The sequence below is a fragment of the Pseudomonas sp. IT-P74 genome (assembly GCF_949768175.1).
Lineage (GTDB): Bacteria > Pseudomonadota > Gammaproteobacteria > Pseudomonadales > Pseudomonadaceae > Aquipseudomonas.
This window is the reverse complement of the sequence record NZ_CATKQD010000088.1, coordinates 117,945-136,235: the sequence shown is the minus strand read 5'-3', so window position 1 is coordinate 136,235 and position 18,291 is coordinate 117,945. Positions and strand designations below refer to the sequence as shown.

Sequence of the window (18,291 nt, the reverse complement as noted above, 5' to 3'; positions counted from 1 at the left end):
TGGTGATATCACTGGACAAATTACCAGTCCATAGTTACGCTCACGTATGACATTTACTCAAAATCTAAGGTTGAGAGTAATTAATATGGAATGCGGAACGGAGTCCCTGTTACATGTTAGCTCTGATAATTTTATCCTGTTAGTTCTTACTGCTTAGGGCAAGGATCGGTTTCATGAGTTGACCACTCAGAATCCAAACGCATCCGCAGGAGTACATAATGGCTAACGGAAAAATACTTAGGCAACTTGTAAAAGCTGGTGCGCTTGGGGATACCATTGCGTTTCGCCAAGCATCCGAAGCGATTATTGAAGAAGAGCGCCAAAAGCAGCACCACCTACTTGCGAATGATCTAGAGAAAATTCTCTACGGTGGCGACATGCATGCGCAGCCATCAACTAAAAAACCTCAGTTCGAATTCGACATCCCGGTGGACAAAGAGCGCGGGCTTCCGTTACTGGACATAAGACCGCCTAAGCGCACCTTGGACGAAATCATCTTGCCGGAGAGCAGTTCGGTCATGATTGAGGAGATGCTTGAAGAGCATCGTCGGGCAGACGTCCTCCGTAGTTACGGAATGAAACCCTCTGGTAAGGTCATTTTCTTCGGTCCTCCGGGGTGCGGGAAGACACTGGCAGCTGAAGTCATCGCATTCGAGCTAGATAGACCTTTGGCCATCGTTCGCCTTGATGCACTGGTTTCATCTTTTCTAGGCGAGACCGCAGCAAACCTCCGCAAAGTCTTTGACTTCATCGCTAAGCATCCCCTGGTCGTTCTGTTCGATGAGTTTGATGCCATCGGTAAGGAACGAGGCGATAGTGCCGAGCATGGGGAACTGCGTCGCGTGGTCAATGCCGTGTTGCAAATGATGGACGCATACGACGGCAGCAGCCTTATATTGGCGGCCACAAACCACGAGAACATTCTCGATTCCGCGATTTGGCGCCGCTTCGATGAAGCGATCGAGTTTCCCCTACCCGACCAGAAACAGCTGATATCCCTACTAAAGCTTAAACTGCGAGGCATTCGCCGGCAGTTTGAGCTGGATGACAAAGAGCTATTAACTGAGTTCGAAGGTAAAAGTGGCGCCGACGTCGAACGTGTCGTTCGCCGTGCGGCAAAGCGTATGATATTAAGAGGCCAGGAGTTTCTGACGATCAAAGAGCTGCGTAATGCGCTCATTCGGGAAGGGCTCCGAAGGCACTAATTCCCCCCTATTCAAGGATGATTGAATTGGCGACTTACAAGCATCTGACGATCGCTCGCGAAAACCTGGACAATAGCCGCCGCACTAAACCGCCCCCAAAATTTACGAAACGCGAAGACCTCCGCGGTCACGGGCAAAAGTTGAATGCCTACTTCGCTGACGCCACATCTGCCGCAAAGCAGCAGGTTGCATCAGCCGACGGGGCTCCGTTCGTATTGAAGATTAAGTACGACGGAGCCTTGACCTTCAAAGATTTGCAAAAGCATGGTCTGGAGTTTGTCAGCCAGGAAAACAAGCAGCTGTGCATTGTATTTGCCACTGAAGACGGGCTGGCCAAGTTTCAAGATCACATCAACAAGCTAGGTATCGCCGGCCAGAAGCTCACGTACGGCCAAATCCTTCAGGCAATTGAAGGTATCGACAGCTGGTCGGCAGAAGATCGGAAAAGCTGGGCGGTACGCAACATTGGTCTACCCAAAACAGCCACCTTTATGCTCGACATCGAGCTGTGGCCGCATCAGGTAGTCCATCACCCCGTAAGAATCCGACTATTCACAACCTTTGAGGCCTGGCTCAAGCAGGTAGGTGTGAAGAAGATTGACAGCATCAACCTTGATAGCCTTCTCATGTACAGAGTTGAGGTAACGATGGCTCAAGCAGAGCTGCTGCTCAATCACCGGGACGTGAGGCTGGTCGACCTTATCCCTACGACCGGCATCAGTTTTCCTCAACTCAACCGAGACATTGCAACGCTTCCCCGCAATATTCCCTCCCCGCGCCCTGACGCCGCGCGTGTCTGCATTCTGGATAGCGGCATCAATACGAACCATCCGCTCCTCCGTTCCGCTATTGGAGAAAGCCATTCGTTCGTAAACGAGCAGGATGAGTTCGATGAAGCTGGCCACGGTACCGCCGTGGCGGGGATTGCCTTGTATGGTGATGTAGAGGCTTGCGATCGAGGGAACTTCTGGCAGCCACAATTCTGGCTATACAACGGAAAGGTGATGCGCAAATGCCCGCAAACTAACGATGCGATCTACGACGAACACTCGGTGGAATCAACGCTCACGAAAGCGGTTGAATATTTCGTCGGCCTCGGATGTAGGATCTTCAACCTGTCCTTGGGAAACGCCAACTCCCCGTACGATGGCGCTCATGTAAGGGGACTCGCCTATATACTCGATGTCCTCGCCCGCAAACACAATGTACTGTTCATCGTATCCACCGGTAATTTCCGTGGCTCTTCTGAACCGCCAATGCCGATTGAAAGCTGGCGGGAGGAGTATCCCGAATATTTGCTTCACGAGCAGAGCGTAATCATAGATCCGGCACCGGCCATGAACGTTCTGACCGTAGGCAGCATTGCGCGCCACAACGCGACATACGATAGCCAAAAATACCCAGAAATCTATCAGCTGTCGCCGGCGGCCGAGCACCAGCCATCCCCGTTCACTCGCCACGGCCCTTCAGTAAAGGGCGCACTGAAACCTGAGCTCATAGCTCCGGGCGGTAACCTGGCCAGCCCAATGCGTCAGGCTGGCGGACAATGGAAAACGGACATGCGTGGGTTAGGGGTTCTGACCTTAAACCACCAATTTCAGGGCAATACGATCTTCAAAGAGATCAGTGGTACCAGCTTTTCTGCACCATACGTAACGCACTTAGCTGGACGATTGCTAAACGAGTATCCCGATGCCTCCGCTAACCTGCTCAGAGCGATGCTGGTCAATCACGCTTATATGCCAGCAGAGGTCGATTCGACGTTCACCGATGAAATGAAAGCCGCGTACAAGGCAGACAAAGCTACATGGAAACGGGATATTACCCGGGACGTTGGTGGGTACGGGCAAATCAGCGAAAGCGACCTTTTCCGATCATCTGATCACTGCGTTGTACTTGTATGCGAAGAAGCTATTGAAAAAGATACCTGCCAGTTCTATGAGCTTCCGCTGCCAGCGTCGTACCTGCGCACAGCCAAAGGTACCCGTGAGCTGAGCATCAGCCTAGCGTTCTCACCGGCAGTTCGTACAACGCGCATGGAATATCTCGCCACCCAAATCAGCTATCGACTGGTCAAAGGCGACTCTCTGGAGACTGTCCAGAAATCCTTCAATCACAAAACCCAAGCGGATGCTGAGTCGCGTAACGATGATGCCACGTCGAACCGCGAGATTACTGCGCAGCTTCGAAGCCGAGGCACCGTACAGTCTTCTCGTTGGACGTTTAAGAAACGGACCCCGGATGAGAAATGGTTCGTGGTCGTGATCCGCCAAGATCGTGATTGGGATCATCCTGATGTGGCAGACAAGGAAACCTACGCCCTAGTGGTGACGGTGGCCGACCGTGATAACGAAAATGCTCAACTCTACGCGGAGATTCAAGCGATTATCGCACTGCAGGTCCAGGCGCGTGAACAGGAGCGAGTCCGGCAGCAAACTCAAGCGCGTGCAGTTCTGTAGTTCGACCTAATGACGCCCATTCACGCAACTTCTCGGCTCCTAAGGCCCCTGCACAGCCCCTGGCGATCCGTCGCCGAGAAGTTGTAGCAATTGAAGAAAATAAGATTTCGCTGGTCGTGGAGAAGCAGGACCAGTTATTTGCATTTGATTTGATCACCGATTGTACCGAACGGGGAGTACATAGAGCCTTCATCGAGCTACTTGTGTAAACCGTTTTTTTTCACTGTTAACTAATGTGACTAACAGTGAAAAAAACATGTTTACAGGGGCCGCGTCGCAGGAGAAGCCTTTCCTAGCCGCGGGGGGCTCCAGGAGTAAAGCCCATACCAATACGGGGCGAGCCAATAAGGACGTAAGCGTACGTCCAACTCATTTTGCGTGAGCCAGACCCCCACCAATGCGGCAGCAGTTGTTAGATGTCACTTGCCCGATGTGTCCACCTTATTGTTTTCACGATCGAAGCAAGGTAGATGCATTTAACATTCGCGCGGGTGAGGTGCGTGCTTGGATGCAGATACAAGCGCGTGCAACCTCCTCTCGCAATCGTACCGCCCCTGGCGAAGCACTCGTCCCTAGAAGCGCTGATACCAAGCGTTATCACTTCGGCCTTTTAGGCTTGGGAGGTGCCACAGTATCCATATACTTAAGGAAAGCGTTCCCTTTCTCCTCATCAGTCAGATTCGTGACCGGGGCCCGGCGGCGCGGCTTGATTGCCTGAGGCGCGCCCATGCTGAGAGCTTCAATATCTTTGACCGTTGCCCGCTCTTGTTCGGTCAACGAAGAGTCAAAGACCGTGGCAATGACACGTTCGTGACGATCAGCACGAGTGAAATTCACGACGTTTGTCTTCATCGCAACAGGCAGATCGAAGGGGCATTGCAAGTCCTTATGCTTCTGTTTCTTGCGACTGCTCAGCGCCTGTAGCTGTAGCTCTTCCACCTCACTGGCGATTACTGTGTACGCGGCAGAACGATATGCACGAGTGATATCGAACAGGTTCACGCACTGCCGGCCCGCATTGCGACATTCCACATATGCCAGCTTCAACAGCAGCACCACCAATCGCTTGATACCAAAAGTACAGCGGTACAGCTCAATGGCCAGATCATCAACGTCGGCCTTTATGTAGCCGTTGCTCACTCTTAGACACTCAGCGACATAATTCAGCCAATCCGCGCTGCCAGGCTCGTCCGGCAACATGATGCGAGGATCAGCGAGCAGACGTTGCTTGTCCTCGCTGTTTCGACCAAGCAGCTTGTGAGCCAAGCTGTAGTTGCACACAAAAACCATCGGTAAGCCAATGGCTGCCATGGTCAGTAAAATGTCAGTCACCTTTGCAGCACCAGAGCCAGCGTTGGTGTGTTGCATCTCTTCTAACACCGCAAGGGAAACGCCATCTCTGTTAGCCCTTCGACGGGACTCCTTTAGGAGCTGAGCGACTGTGGTTCTTCCGATTCGCTCGCCATCCCCGAAGACAAAATCTTCAAGCAGTGCCTTGCCGCTCGCTCTACCCCGCGCACTCGCATACCAATGTGATATCAAGGTCACGGTGCCTTCGTACAGGCCACACGAAAACTCCATTGGCAGTGGCAATACCTTGCGTAAAGCATCAATGGTTTGGCTTTTTCCAACTCCTGCTAGACCCGTGAGACAGACCGGAGAGACTTCGACCTCGGGCGGATTGAAGATTTTTGACGCGTATCCCGCCTCACTTTTAAACAGCAACTGACTGTGCACCGAAGCTCTGCCAGCCATCTCCTTGATAAACGCCAGCGAGAACTCGTTTGGAATGAATATCTGCTTCAATGCACTTGCCAATTGCTCAGAGGCAATCGGTGCATCGATGGAGCCAAGCGCTAAAACGGGCTCAGGCCTGACCGTGACTTTGGCGCGGATCTTCTCGATATCCAGGCATTCACTGAACCGATTATTGATCACCTGGTTCATTTGGCCTTACCTATAAAGCGGTCATAATCCGCTGCATCGCGCTGCGCTGATGCATTTTTCGCTGGCCGCCCCGTTCTCCTTACTCCGCCATTCCAGTCCTCCCCAGTCTCCTGTTTGAACCGATCTCGAAAATATTGCTGTGCGGCAGGGATTTCATCACATAGCGCAGCGGATCCTTTGCGCCTCATTTGATCAATTGACTGCAAGTCGCGTAGTGAAATGTCGACAGCCCCCTCAAGTGTTCGTTGAGAACGTACGAAATCCAGTTCATAGAGCTCGCCGTAAACCTCGATCCATATGTGGCGGACGCACATTGTTAAAGTGTATGCAGTTGTTGTTATCACGCCGTCTTTCGCCACTCGATCAAATATCCCTGTGGCAGCAAGGTCCGCAGATCTATATTTGCGACCGTAAAAATATACGGCGTCATTTCGGATTGCCGCGGGGCGCACAGCGAGGAATTCTCTGACTGCAGTGTCCAACTGCATACTGTTGGCAGAATTTCGACCTCGGCGATCCCAGTAACTAAAAATCGAGAGTGGCGTGGGCTTGACCCCGGCCAGAACCAACTCCTCGTCCAAGCGACGGCTGGCGTCAGAGACATGGTTGTCCATAAGGACCTGTATGATCTCTCGCTTAGCCATCTGTACGAAATTCAGACTGCTATGGACATAGGTAGGCTGGTCCAGCGTCTTCTTATCCCGTGGATGAGAAGCCTCCACAGAAGCCTTGGATTGCCCTGAAAATACAGGAGTGGTTTCAAAGGTTCCCAGCCAATTGATTGCCGATTCTACGTCGAAGGTCGCTCCAGGACCGCGGTCAAACACGAGTCCACGCGCAAGCCCCTCGCTCGGCCATTCGTCTGTCCCGATATTCAGCCCAAAAAACTCGCAATATTTGACTTTGTTAGTGGCCATTGAAAACAGGCACATCTTGTATGCCTCCATACTCTCCTTGCCCTCAGCGAAGCCGATCCCGACAACGAGTCCTGAGAGGCCACACACCCCACGAACCACACAAAAGCTATCGACAGCGCTTCCTTCCGATACGCCAGAAAGCTTCTCAGAAATGTAGTAGCCATCAAATTCGACACGCTGGTTCACGTTTAGCAGCCGATCTGCAAAGCTTCCTTGGGAGCCGGTAATGGCACGAGTTTTGTGTTCGCCTCTAACGGCAATGGAGCGTTCTCTAGGGCTGACAGATTGCTCTATCTGAGTTCTGACTTGAGAAAGCGAGGGGAACGGTTCGTTATTCGGATGGATGAACTCGATTTTGCCTTTCTTTTTCACGGAGACGCATCCGAACATCTTTGTCACGATTTCGCTGTAGATATCGTTGGCTGTTTTATCAGGAGCCCTGAAAGCGGTATATCCCTCAAGAATCTTATCCTTCATTGCTCGGTCTGATCGAAAGCCCCAATTTTTGCCGTTTGGCGAAGGCCGCCCTAGCCTGCGGACATATGAGGGATCATCACGATTCCAGCCGCCGATACGATGAAGGAGTGGCATCAAAGCCCACTTGTTGTGACCAAACACGATGTACGTGTAGAACCAGAGCCGCAAGCGCGAAGCGTTTTGTTGAGGCTTCTGGGCCTTCGCGTGGGCGTTGATGATGGCGTCCGGGTCATCGCTGGCGAGAATCTCACCAAGCCTGAGAATGAGATCGGAAATGGCTGCAAAGCGTCGATTGACTTTCTGATCGTAACTTTCTTCGATAGAAACACGCATACCCTCTCGCTGCGCTACGGAAAGACCACCGACCGGCTCAAGCCATGGGGGGAATTTATCCATCGCACCATCTTCCAGAATCAACCCGGCTTCGAGCGCATCTTCGAATTCAATCCTCGTTAAGGTGATCAGATGGGATTTAATTTCATGGCCGTCGTCAGAGAATACGATCAGCCGCACCCGATTGGTGCTGCCATCGCTGTGAAGAAAGTGGTAGGTCTCGCCTTTCGCCAGACAATGAAAACCCTCAGGCGCGATTAGCCTCGCGCCAGCCATCATGATTCTTTCTCCTGAAAGAGGGTCCCGTACACCTTCAGGAGGTCGCCATCATCTGTCGATAAAGGATGGTCAATGAGAATTGGCTTGAAGAAATTGACAGGGAGCTTGCGCTCCCAAATATCTTGGTAAATTTTAGCAATGAACTGATCGCGTCGACCCCAGCGCTCTGCATATCTGATAGCCACATAGGCAACGGGCTTACCGTCGTTAACAGCTTCTCGAAGAGCATCACTGAAGTCGTCAAGCAGGCTGATATCAAGCGTTGACGGAAGCCGATGAGCCATGAACAGCAAGTCCAGATTGGCAATCACCGTGGGTGGAAGTTCGTCCAGAGAGACTTGAACTGTGCGTATGCCGGCGCTGGCGTAGTAGGTTTTTTCCAGCTCAGCCCGAAGCCTTGCATGAGTTCGATCTTTCTTCTGCTGCACTGGTGTTTTCGCGTCTGATAGCCTCCGCTCCCTAAACGCCTCTTTACGATCCTTCACCGTCCAGTTCACCGCATATGGAATGCCATCCTCGCCCATCAGGTAAAGCAACAAGTCTCCCTGATAAGGGAATGGAATCATCGCTCGACTTCCGTCGGGCATATCAATGCCAATTTCGTAGTGTTTGAACCCTAGCTCCTTCGCAATTTCCACCGTGCCATTAACGGGTGCCAGAAAGACACCTTTCATCAATGGATGCCCGCGGAGTGGATGGCCTGACTTCAGCGGCCATAACATTTTCTGCTCGTGAAGATCGAACAGATCTGGATGGTAAAGAGCCAACTGCGTAAACACCTTCTCAGGGGAGGAAAGCGCGTGCAATTCTCGACCGAGTTTGCGGCTGTTGAGTCTGCTGATACGGGATCCTTTCGGAGCCTCGCGTGGCATAGCCAGGGTCGAGGGGATGTATATGTCCCCCCATTCGAAGCCACTTTGACGGCTCAAGATGAGGGCTACTCGTTGTTCTGGTGTCATATATGCAATCCATTTTCTAGGCCTCAGAACGTCATATTGGCTGGGGATAAAACCTATAACGTCATGAAAACCCTCGTATTACGGGCTCTCTCACGGACTAGCGCTGTGGATAACGCTAACTTTCCTGTGGACGAACGAACCCGTGCGAAACTTGACGTCCCGCAGTTAGGAATAGAGAATGGACTGGTCAGCGTCCTAACCTGACTTATCCACAGGGGCCCAAGTTGGCGCTTGGGCTCCTGTCTCCTGGCTTCTAAAATTGATTTTTATTAATACATGTTAAGTATCCATTTAGCAGGTGTTAGTATTACTTCCGCGGCTAGCGGAAGTGCAGGTCTAGTTCGTATGTCTCCCATAAAAATGGCGAGATCATCGCAACCAAAAAAATGAAATATGTTAACGCCTGAAAATGTTGCGTGACAACAAAAAGAGTCATGGCGTGGGGCGTTCGACCCGGCGCTGCCAGCTTTTTCGCCTCCAAACAGGAGCGTCTTTTCAGGTGCAGACCGCGTAATCACACTTGGGAAACTGCGACATAGCGCACTTATAGCGTGCAAAGGAATCAAAAAAGCTAGCTGTTATCGCTCGTTGTCATTTCCGATAGGTTACTAGCCTCAACTAACATGAAGCCCGGCCCGCTCGGGAGCTTATTAGGCCATGGCTCAGCCTGACGCTATGCTGCGGTGGTACAAAGATGAGACCTTCTTCAGTCTGTGCAGCCGTCAGCACCAATTCTTGGGCCACCTGGATACTTCCAGCACGTTAAATTGGCTTTTCGGTTCATCCCCTGGCTCAACCAGTCATGACTTCCCCAGTAACCTCAGCTCATTAGATAGTCGGATGACAGACTGTTGGGGAGATGCCACATCGATCATCTTCGACCACACTATTCTCCCCCTGCTAGTCCCCTTTCAGTCTAGCGATCGAATCGACAATGCTGTGCTAGCGATGAAGGGTGCCTCAATCGGATCGATGAAATACAGGCTTGGTCTTCTGACCGGGCGCTTCGGAGCCGAGCATCCTTTGAAAGCTTGCACATCTTGCATGAGCGAGGACCGCACAACCTTTGGCGTGCCTTATTGGCACCTTACGCACCAATATCCGGGCGTTGTGCTGTGTCCAGTTCATGGTGTGCTTTTGAAGGAGTCCATCGTGAATCGGCAGTGGTCGGGGCGCTTCAAATGGATTCTTCCGCGTGACGAGCTATTACAGTCCAACTCGCTGCCTGACCTTAGCAATGCAGCTAGAGATGTTCTTCAACTAATGAGTGAGGCAGTGCTAGAACTCGCCTCTTATGGAAAGTCACGATATTTTGATCCCATGGTCGTCAACACGGTGTACAAAGACGCGCTCGAGCAGCTTGGTACAAGCTCAGAGGTGAGGGCCTCATTTGCCGAATACACATCGCTTATTCAACCCTATCCGCCATATACGTCCCTTCCAACCACGCCATCAAAGGCATCTGCTTTTATCGCACAGATGTCTCGCAAAGCTCGTGGCAGGTGCCATCCTCTAAAGCATCTAGTAATGATCACTTGGCTATTCGGTCGACTTAACTTTTTCATCGATGAATACGACCGACGCAGCGCGGCTGGCTTATTAATTAAAAATAGTGATGTTGATATCTCGGTAAGCGGTCAACAGCCTATCGCTGGTAAGGCAGATAGTTCGGTTACTCGTAAGCCTAAAAAATTAAAAGCTTCACTACGTGCTGCACTTTTGGAAAGCCTGAAAAAAGGAGAAGCCAAAGATAAAATTTGTTCTAAATTCAAGGTTTCTATTAGCACCGTTAATCGACTGCTATCCTCAGACCAATTAGTAAAGTCGTTAAGGCAAGAGAATCAACTAAAAGAAAATCTGGATAATTATCGTGCACAATGGACTGGCGCTGTTAAAGAAAACAACAAACTGTCCGCAAACGAATTAAGAGCAACGATGCCGAGCGTATATGCTTGGCTCTATCGTAATGATCGTGATTGGCTGCTAGAACGCAACTCAGAATTGCCGTGCGGGCGGTTAGGAAACCACTCGTATATCGACTGGGAAACTCGTGATGAAAAACTCCAAGATCTTGTAATTTCGACGATGGATCACGTATATGGCACATTCGACCGGCTGAAAATGACTAAATCTGCGCTCTTCAGCTTGGTTCCAAGCTTGTCGCGTTTACTAGAAAAGCGTACCCATTATCCGAAAACGCGGCTGCTTGTTAAGAAATTAATACAACGCACTAAGACTTGATAAGCCATATGAATTCTCAAGTCCGATATTCGGAATAGGAGGGTGTGGCGGATCAGCCCACATTTTCGTTCGTTGAACACCAGGTTCTTTGGCATAAGCTATTTTGCAGCATGGATAGTCGATGGGAATCAACTGTCTCGCAGAATCACCACGACCAAACTCCAGAGATAGAGGTGATGGATATGGACAGAACCAAGTTCCAACACCCAGCGAATAGTTTTCTTCTACGTAATGCGCAGACTCATGACCACCAGACCTGAATGTTGACCATAATGAAGTAATTCCACGGAGTTGGTCACCGGAGTCGCCGATATCGGAAATAAAATCCTGAAAGCTATCATAGAGAACTGCTATAGAATTAATGATACTGTCGAAATCAACAAATTCAAAATAGAATCCAATGTTATTCTGAGCATGTTTCTTCACTAGACTCAACTGATCATTGATAATGCCCGACAATCGATACAAGTCTTTATGATTAGACGACTTCTTAGGTATCTCCGTCGATTTTAAAATAAATCTTAGTGACAGCGTCTTCAAGGCCGATTCTATTGAGATATGAAATGGGTAATCGTAAATTACATCGATTATTCTTGAACGCTTTAACTCCAATGGATCGTCATTGACTTTCGCCACACATTCGCTGAGATGTTTACCCCCACACCCCTCCCACATTACATTAAGACCATGCTTTTGCGAGGTAAACGGCTTGCCGCATATAGGACACTCGGCTTCTAAGACAACGTTGTGAATAGCACATGCAGACAGAGATCCTAGTGGGTTTCTATGCCAGTACGGAAAACCAAATGTAGCTATGTCACTCCTCACGCATTCGGGACAGAAGGTTAAATACGCCCGCGAGATGGGTTCGTAATTGTTGACCTCAGAAATATATCTGGTGCCAGAGTAAGCCATGTCCTGAGAGTTTTTGAATACTGAGTGGAACGGTTGAAAGGTGTGATTATGCAATAACCGGTTGAACCCGTAGCAACCATGCCATCCCAGTAATGATGCTACCTCTTTAATATGTGCGGCCGTTAATTCTTGAGGTGTATTCCATTGTTTAAATTGAGCTTTTCCATAAATGTAGATATTTCGTTCTATATAAGAACGAATGGTCTCATTCCGCTGAATACGTAAGAGCATTGTTAAACGTCACTTAATTTTATGGCGTAGCGCTCAGGATTATTGGCCATATGACATGCTATTAAGGCTTGCAGCCCAGCCCAGCACCTTGATACCACACCCCGAACCAACGGTGCGGGGTGATGGATCACTCATTGAACGAGCTGAGCCTAGTCCTACCTGTCAACGGGCGGCGCCGAAGGTCAAGCGGCCACCAGCGACAGTTTTAATTCACACGCGACAGTTTTAATTCTCAAAAACCAGGGGTTTTTCATCTGTGGATAACTTATTCCACAGTGACCGACTTCGCCAGGTTGCGCGGCTGGTCAACGTCGGTGCCTTTGAGCACGGCGACGTAGTACGACAGCAGTTGCAGCGGGATGGTGTAGAGGATCGGCGACAGGATGTCGTGGATGTGCGGCATGTGCACCACGTGGGTGCCTTCACCGTTGGTCATGCCGGCCTTCTCGTCAGCGAAGACGATCAACTGGCCACCACGGGCGCGGACTTCCTGAAGGTTGGACTTCAGCTTCTCCAGCAGTTCGTTGTTCGGCGCCACGGTCACCACTGGCATGTCGTTATCCACAAGCGCCAACGGGCCGTGTTTCAACTCGCCGGCCGGATAGGCTTCGGCGTGGATATAGGAGATTTCCTTGAGCTTGAGCGCCCCTTCCATCGCCACCGGGAACTGCGCGCCACGGCCGAGGAACAGTGTGTGGTGTTTTTCGGCGAACAGCTCGGAGATTTTTTCCACGGTGCTGTCCATGGCCAGCGCTTCGCCCAGGCGGGTTGGCAAACGACGCAGTTCTTCGACCAGCGTCGCTTCGACACCTTCGGCCAAGGTGCCACGAACCTGACCCAGGGAAAGCGTCAGCAACAACAGGCCAACCAATTGCGTGGTGAATGCTTTGGTCGATGCCACACCGATTTCGCGACCGGCCTGGGTCAACAAGGTCAGGTCGGATTCGCGCACCAGCGAGCTGATGCCGACGTTGCAGATCGCCAGGCTGGCGAGGTAGCCCAGTTCCTTGGCGTTGCGCAGTGCGGCCAGGGTGTCGGCGGTTTCACCGGACTGGGAAATGCTCACGAACAAGGTGTCCGGCTGCACTACCACCTTGCGGTAGCGGAATTCGCTGGCGACTTCGACTTGGCAGGGAATGCCGGCCAGTTCTTCGAGCCAGTAACGCGCGACCATGCCGGCGTGGTAACTGGTGCCGCACGCAACGATCTGTACGTTACGCACTTTGGCGAACAGCTCGGCGGCCTGTGGGCCGAATGCCTGTACCAGGACCTGGTTCTGACTCAGGCGACCTTCCAGGGTGCGCTGCACCACGGATGGTTGCTCGTGGATTTCCTTGAGCATGAAGTGACGGAACTCGCCCTTTTCAGCGGCTTCGGCGCCGTCGCGATACTGCACGGCTTCGCGCTCGACAGCCTGGCCGTTGACGTCCCAGATCTGCACGCTGTCGCGGCGGATTTCGGCGATATCGCCTTCTTCCAGGTACATGAAGCGGTCGGTGACCTGACGCAGGGCCAACTGGTCGGACGCCAGGAAGTTTTCCCCCAGGCCCAGGCCGATCACCAGCGGGCTGCCGCTGCGGGCTGCGACCAGGCGATCAGGTTGCTTCATGCTGATCACTGCCAGGCCATAAGCACCGTGCAGTTCTTTGACAGTTGCCTTGAGGGCCACGGTCAGGTCGCTCAGATCCTTGAGTTTGTGGTTCAACAGGTGAGCGATGACTTCGGTGTCGGTGTCCGAGGTGAACACATAACCCAGGGCCTTGAGTTGTTCACGCAGGGCTTCGTGGTTCTCGATGATGCCGTTATGCACCACCGCCAGGTCGCCGGAGAAATGCGGGTGGGCATTGCGCTCGCACGGCGCACCGTGAGTAGCCCAGCGGGTGTGGGCAATGCCCAGGCGCCCGAGCAGTGGCTCGGCAGCCAGTGCTTGTTCCAGTTCACTGACCTTGCCCGGACGACGCACGCGCTCGAGTTTTTCGTCGTTGGTGTAGACCGCCACGCCGGCACTGTCATACCCGCGGTATTCCAGACGTTTCAGGCCTTCGACCAGGATGGCGGTGATGTTACGTTCTGCGACTGCGCCGACAATTCCACACATGCTATTTCTCCTGACTGACAGCCGCGCAAATCAACGTGATGCCGCGGGCCTGAATCTGATCGCGAGCCTCTAATGGCAGGCGTTCATCGGTAATAAGGGTATGGACACTGCTCCAGGGCAGTTCCAGGTTGGGAATCTTGCGACCGATCTTGTCGGCCTCCACCATCACGACCACTTCGCGGGCGACTTCGGCCATGACCCGGCTCAGCCCGAGCAGTTCGTTGAAGGTGGTTGTACCGCGAACCAGATCGATGCCATCGGCACCGATGAATAGCTGGTCGAAGTCGTAGGAGCGTAGGACCTGCTCGGCGACCTGCCCCTGAAAGGACTCGGAATGCGGGTCCCAGGTACCACCGGTCATCAATAGCACCGGTTCGTGCTCAAGTTCGCTCAGGGCGTTGGCGACATGCAGCGAGTTGGTCATCACCACCAGGCCGGGTTGTTGGCCGAGTTCCGGGATCATGGAGGCGGTGGTACTGCCACTGTCGATAATGATCCGCGCATGCTCGCGAATCCGCGCGACGGCGGCACGAGCGATGGCTTGCTTGTACTTGGAAATCGGCTGACCAAGGTCCGCGACCAGTTCCTGAGGCATGGTGACCGCTCCGCCGTAACGACGCAGCAACAGGCCATGGCTTTCAAGTGCCGCCAGATCCTTGCGAATCGTAACTTCCGACGTTTCGAAGCGCTTGGCCAACTCATCCACGCTGACTTCGCCCTGCTCATTGAGCAAGGCGAGGATGTTGTGACGACGTTGAGGTGTATTACGCTTCGACATGAGCTGATAAGTTTCGCTTCGAAAGATAACGGAAGCAATCAAAACCTATCAACGAAACTTCGTCAAGCGCAAAGCGATAAAAAGAGTTGTGGATAACTCAGTCCTTCTTGATCTTCTCAGGCCGCTTCCAGCCATCGATGTTCTTCTGACGAGCACGCCCGATGGCCAACTGGGATTTATCCACAGTCGAGGTAATGGTCGAGCCGGCCGCCGTGGTCGCACCGTCCAGGATATCCACAGGAGCTACCAACGAGTTGTTGGAACCGATGAACACGTCTTCACCCAGCACGGTTTTCCACTTGTTGGCACCGTCGTAGTTGCAGGTAATGGTGCCAGCACCGATGTTGGTGCGCGCGCCCACTTCGGCATCGCCCAGGTAAGTCAGGTGACCGGCCTTGGCACCTTCGCCCAGGTGAGCGTTTTTCAACTCGACGAAGTTACCCACATGGGCCCGCGCTTCCAGCACGGAACCTGGACGCAGACGCGCGAACGGGCCAGCATCGCTGCCTTCACCCAGAACGGCACCTTCGATATGGCTGTTGGCCTTGATGACCACGCCTTTGCGCAGGGTGCTGTCCTTGATCACGCAGTTCGGGCCGATCACCACGTCGTCTTCGATGACCACCTTGCCTTCGAGGATCACGTTGATGTCGATCAGCACGTCGCGGCCCACGGTCACGTCTCCGCGCACGTCGAATCGTGCCGGGTCGCGCAGCGTCACACCTTGAGCCATCAAACGACGACCGGCGCGCAATTGATAATGCCGTTCCAGTTCGGAGAGTTGCTTGCGGTCATTGGCGCCCTGCACTTCCATGGCGTCGTGCGGTTGCTCGGTGGCCACCACCAGACCATCGCTCACTGCCATGGCAATGATGTCGGTCAGGTAGTACTCGCCCTGGGCGTTGTTATTGGAGAGTCGGCTCATCCAGTCGCCAAGGCGGGCAAAAGGCAGCGCCAGAATGCCGGTATTGCCTTCGGTGATCTTGCGTTCGGCTTCATTGGCATCTTTCTGTTCGACGATGGCCGCAACCTTGCCGGCGGCATCACGAACAATTCGGCCGTAACCGGTCGGGTCATCCAGCTCGACGGTCAGCAAGCCCAGCTGCTGCGGACCGACCTGCTTGAGCAGGCGCTGCAGGGTTTCGACCTCGATCAACGGCACATCACCGTAGAGCACCAGCACGGTGTCGGACTGAATGAACGGCACTGCCTGAGCAACGGCGTGACCGGTACCCAGCTGTTTATCCTGCAGGACGAAATTCAGGTCATCCGCTGCCAGGCGCTCGCGCACGGCATCGGCACCGTGACCGATCACGACGTGGATGCGCTGTGGATCAAGTTGCCGGGCGCTGTGGATAACATGGCCAAGCATCGAGTTGCCGGCAATCGGGTGCAAGACTTTCGGCAAAGCGGAACGCATGCGCGTGCCTTGGCCAGCAGCGAGAATAACGATTTCAAGAGACATGACTGGCTACCAATCCTGGGTGGTCAACGGCTGCGACCAGGTTGTAAAAGTCGGAAAAGAAAAAAGGGTAGCCGAGGCTACCCTTTTTAATCAATCACACAACAAGTGCTGCCTTAGTGGCCGAACTTCTTGCGGATCTGCTGGACGGTGCGCAGCTGAGCTGCAGCCTCGGCCAGACGTGCGGCAGCAGAACCGTAATCGAATTCCGCGCCTCGCTCATGCAGGGCTTTCTCGGCAGCCTTAACGGCTTCCAAAGCTGCGGCTTCGTCCAGGTCGGCAGCACGTTGCACGGTGTCGGCAAGAACCTTGACCATGTTCGGCTGAACCTCGAGGAAACCACCGGAGATGTAATACACCTCCTCTTCCCCGCCCTGCTTGACCAGGCGGATCGGACCTGGCTTCAGATTAGTGATCAGCGGCGCGTGACCCAGAGCGATACCAAGATCACCCAGTGCACCGTGCGCAATCACCATCTCGACCAGACCGGAAAAGATTTCTCCTTCCGCGCTGACGATATCGCAATGGACTGTCATAGCCATCTGATTGCCTCAACCTAAATTAGCGCCCGTTGCCGGGCGCCGGGATTACAGTTTCTTGGCTTTCTCGATCGCTTCTTCGATGCCGCCAACCATGTAGAACGCTTGTTCTGGCAGGTGGTCGTAGTCACCGTTGAGGATGCCTTTGAAGCCAGCAATGGTGTCTTTCAGGGAAACGTATTTACCCGATGCACCGGTGAAGACTTCAGCCACGAAGAACGGCTGCGACAAGAAGCGCTGGATCTTACGAGCACGGTTTACCAACTGCTTGTCGGCTTCCGACAGCTCGTCCATACCCAGGATCGCAATGATGTCCTTCAGTTCTTTGTAACGCTGCAGAACGTACTGAACGCCGCGAGCGGTGTCGTAGTGGTCCTGGCCGATTACGTTCGGGTCCAGCTGGCGCGAAGTCGAGTCGAGTGGATCGACCGCCGGGTAGATACCCAGGGAAGCGATGTCACGGGACAGAACGACGGTAGCGTCCAAGTGGGCGAAGGTGGTCGCTGGCGACGGGTCGGTCAAGTCATCCGCAGGTACGTATACCGCTTGGATCGAAGTGATCGAACCTTCCTTGGTCGAAGTGATACGTTCTTGCAGAACGCCCATCTCTTCAGCCAGGGTCGGCTGGTAACCTACTGCCGAAGGCATACGGCCCAGCAGTGCGGATACTTCAGTACCGGCCAGGGTGTAACGATAGATGTTGTCGACGAACAGCAGAACGTCGTTACCTTCGTCACGGAACTTCTCGGCCATGGTCAGGCCGGTCAGTGCTACGCGCAGACGGTTACCCGGCGGCTCGTTCATCTGACCGTAAACCAGTGCCACTTTGTCCAGAACGTTGGAGTCCTTCATCTCGTGGTAGAAGTCGTTACCCTCACGAGTACGCTCACCCACACCGGCGAACACGGAATAACCGCTGTGCTCGATGGCGATGTTACGGATCAGCTCCATCATGTTTACGGTCTTGCCTACACCGGCACCACCGAACAGACCGACTTTACCGCCTTTGGCGAACGGGCAAACCAGGTCGATAACCTTGATGCCGGTTTCCAGCAGGTCGTTGCCGCCTGCCTGTTCAGCGAACGAAGGCGCTGGACGGTGAATGCCCCAACGCTCTTCAGTGGCGATAGGACCAGCTTCGTCGATCGGGTTGCCCAGAACGTCCATGATCCGGCCCAGAGTCGCTTTACCGACCGGTACGGAGATGGCTGCGCCAGAGTCGACAACGTCCAGACCGCGCTTCAAGCCTTCGGTGGAACCCATCGCAATGGTACGAACCACGCCGTCGCCCAGCTGCTGCTGAACTTCCAGGGTGGTCCCGGCCGCGCTTTGTACAGTCAGCGCGTTGTAGATGCTCGGTACGCTGTCGCGTGGAAATTCCACGTCGATAACGGCGCCGATGATTTGAACGATACGTCCGCTACTCATAGCTGGATCCTCTGAATATTTGA

The 18,291-nt window shown here is 53.2% G+C and carries 12 protein-coding genes; 3 read left to right on the top strand and 9 right to left on the bottom strand.

Features of this window, described 5'->3' with window-relative positions; genetic code table 11:
• Positions 1–218: 218 nt before the first annotated feature.
• Together ACM6J5_RS26635 and ACM6J5_RS26630 are read left to right on the top strand one after the other, a co-directional pair.
• Positions 219–1,205 (top strand): AAA family ATPase, encoded by a 987-nt coding sequence (locus tag ACM6J5_RS26635; protein ID WP_414929644.1) that lies wholly within the window; start codon positions 219–221, stop codon positions 1,203–1,205.
• A 26-nt stretch (positions 1,206–1,231) separates the two neighbouring features.
• On the top strand, positions 1,232–3,664 hold the full coding sequence (locus ACM6J5_RS26630) for a S8 family peptidase (protein WP_414929643.1): 2,433 nt from the start codon (positions 1,232–1,234) through the stop codon (positions 3,662–3,664).
• Between the two features lie 597 nt (positions 3,665–4,261).
• On the opposite strand, the gene ACM6J5_RS26625 is transcribed toward ACM6J5_RS26630, so the two are convergent.
• From ACM6J5_RS26625 to ACM6J5_RS26615, 3 genes are read right to left on the bottom strand one after another with little or no spacing between them, the layout of a single operon-like run.
• Positions 4,262–5,611 (bottom strand): AAA family ATPase, encoded by a 1,350-nt coding sequence (locus tag ACM6J5_RS26625; RefSeq protein ID WP_414929642.1) that lies wholly within the window; start codon positions 5,609–5,611, stop codon positions 4,262–4,264.
• Positions 5,608–7,617, bottom strand: a complete 2,010-nt coding sequence (locus ACM6J5_RS26620; protein ID WP_414929641.1) for a transposase — start codon at positions 7,615–7,617, stop codon at positions 5,608–5,610. The genes ACM6J5_RS26625 and ACM6J5_RS26620 overlap by 4 nt, the downstream gene beginning before the upstream one ends.
• Positions 7,614–8,576, bottom strand: a complete 963-nt coding sequence (locus ACM6J5_RS26615) for a hypothetical protein (protein ID WP_414929640.1) — start codon at positions 8,574–8,576, stop codon at positions 7,614–7,616. The genes ACM6J5_RS26620 and ACM6J5_RS26615 overlap by 4 nt, the downstream gene beginning before the upstream one ends.
• Positions 8,577–9,233: 657 nt before the next feature.
• Here ACM6J5_RS26615 and ACM6J5_RS26610 point away from each other — a divergent pair.
• Positions 9,234–10,817 carry a TnsD family Tn7-like transposition protein gene (locus tag ACM6J5_RS26610; RefSeq protein ID WP_414929639.1) on the top strand — a complete coding sequence of 528 codons (1,584 nt, stop codon included), beginning with the start codon at positions 9,234–9,236 and terminating at the stop codon, positions 10,815–10,817.
• Here the strand turns inward: ACM6J5_RS26610 and ACM6J5_RS26605 are convergent.
• The 6 genes from ACM6J5_RS26605 to atpD all read right to left on the bottom strand — a co-directional run bounded on the left by ACM6J5_RS26605 (position 10,794) and on the right by atpD (position 18,268).
• Positions 10,794–11,963 carry a hypothetical protein gene (locus ACM6J5_RS26605; RefSeq protein WP_414929638.1) on the bottom strand — a complete coding sequence of 390 codons (1,170 nt, stop codon included), beginning with the start codon at positions 11,961–11,963 and terminating at the stop codon, positions 10,794–10,796. The two genes, ACM6J5_RS26610 and ACM6J5_RS26605, sit on opposite strands and share 24 nt — an antisense overlap.
• Before the next feature lie 265 nt (positions 11,964–12,228).
• A complete protein-coding gene (glmS, locus tag ACM6J5_RS26600) occupies positions 12,229–14,061 on the bottom strand; it encodes a glutamine--fructose-6-phosphate transaminase (isomerizing) (protein ID WP_095943041.1) in 1,833 nt (610 codons plus the stop codon).
• Between the two features lies 1 nt (position 14,062).
• Complete coding sequence (locus ACM6J5_RS26595) at positions 14,063–14,839, bottom strand: DeoR family transcriptional regulator (protein WP_414929637.1); 777 nt, start codon at positions 14,837–14,839, stop codon at positions 14,063–14,065.
• A gap of 97 nt (positions 14,840–14,936) precedes the next feature.
• Positions 14,937–16,304, bottom strand: a complete 1,368-nt coding sequence (glmU, locus tag ACM6J5_RS26590) for a bifunctional UDP-N-acetylglucosamine diphosphorylase/glucosamine-1-phosphate N-acetyltransferase GlmU (RefSeq protein WP_414929636.1) — start codon at positions 16,302–16,304, stop codon at positions 14,937–14,939.
• 113 nt (positions 16,305–16,417) lie between these two features.
• A complete protein-coding gene (locus ACM6J5_RS26585; protein ID WP_007985046.1) occupies positions 16,418–16,843 on the bottom strand; it encodes a F0F1 ATP synthase subunit epsilon in 426 nt (141 codons plus the stop codon).
• 45 nt (positions 16,844–16,888) lie between these two features.
• On the bottom strand, positions 16,889–18,268 hold the full coding sequence (atpD, locus tag ACM6J5_RS26580; protein WP_008045671.1) for a F0F1 ATP synthase subunit beta: 1,380 nt from the start codon (positions 18,266–18,268) through the stop codon (positions 16,889–16,891).
• Between the last annotated feature and the right edge of the window lie 23 nt (positions 18,269–18,291).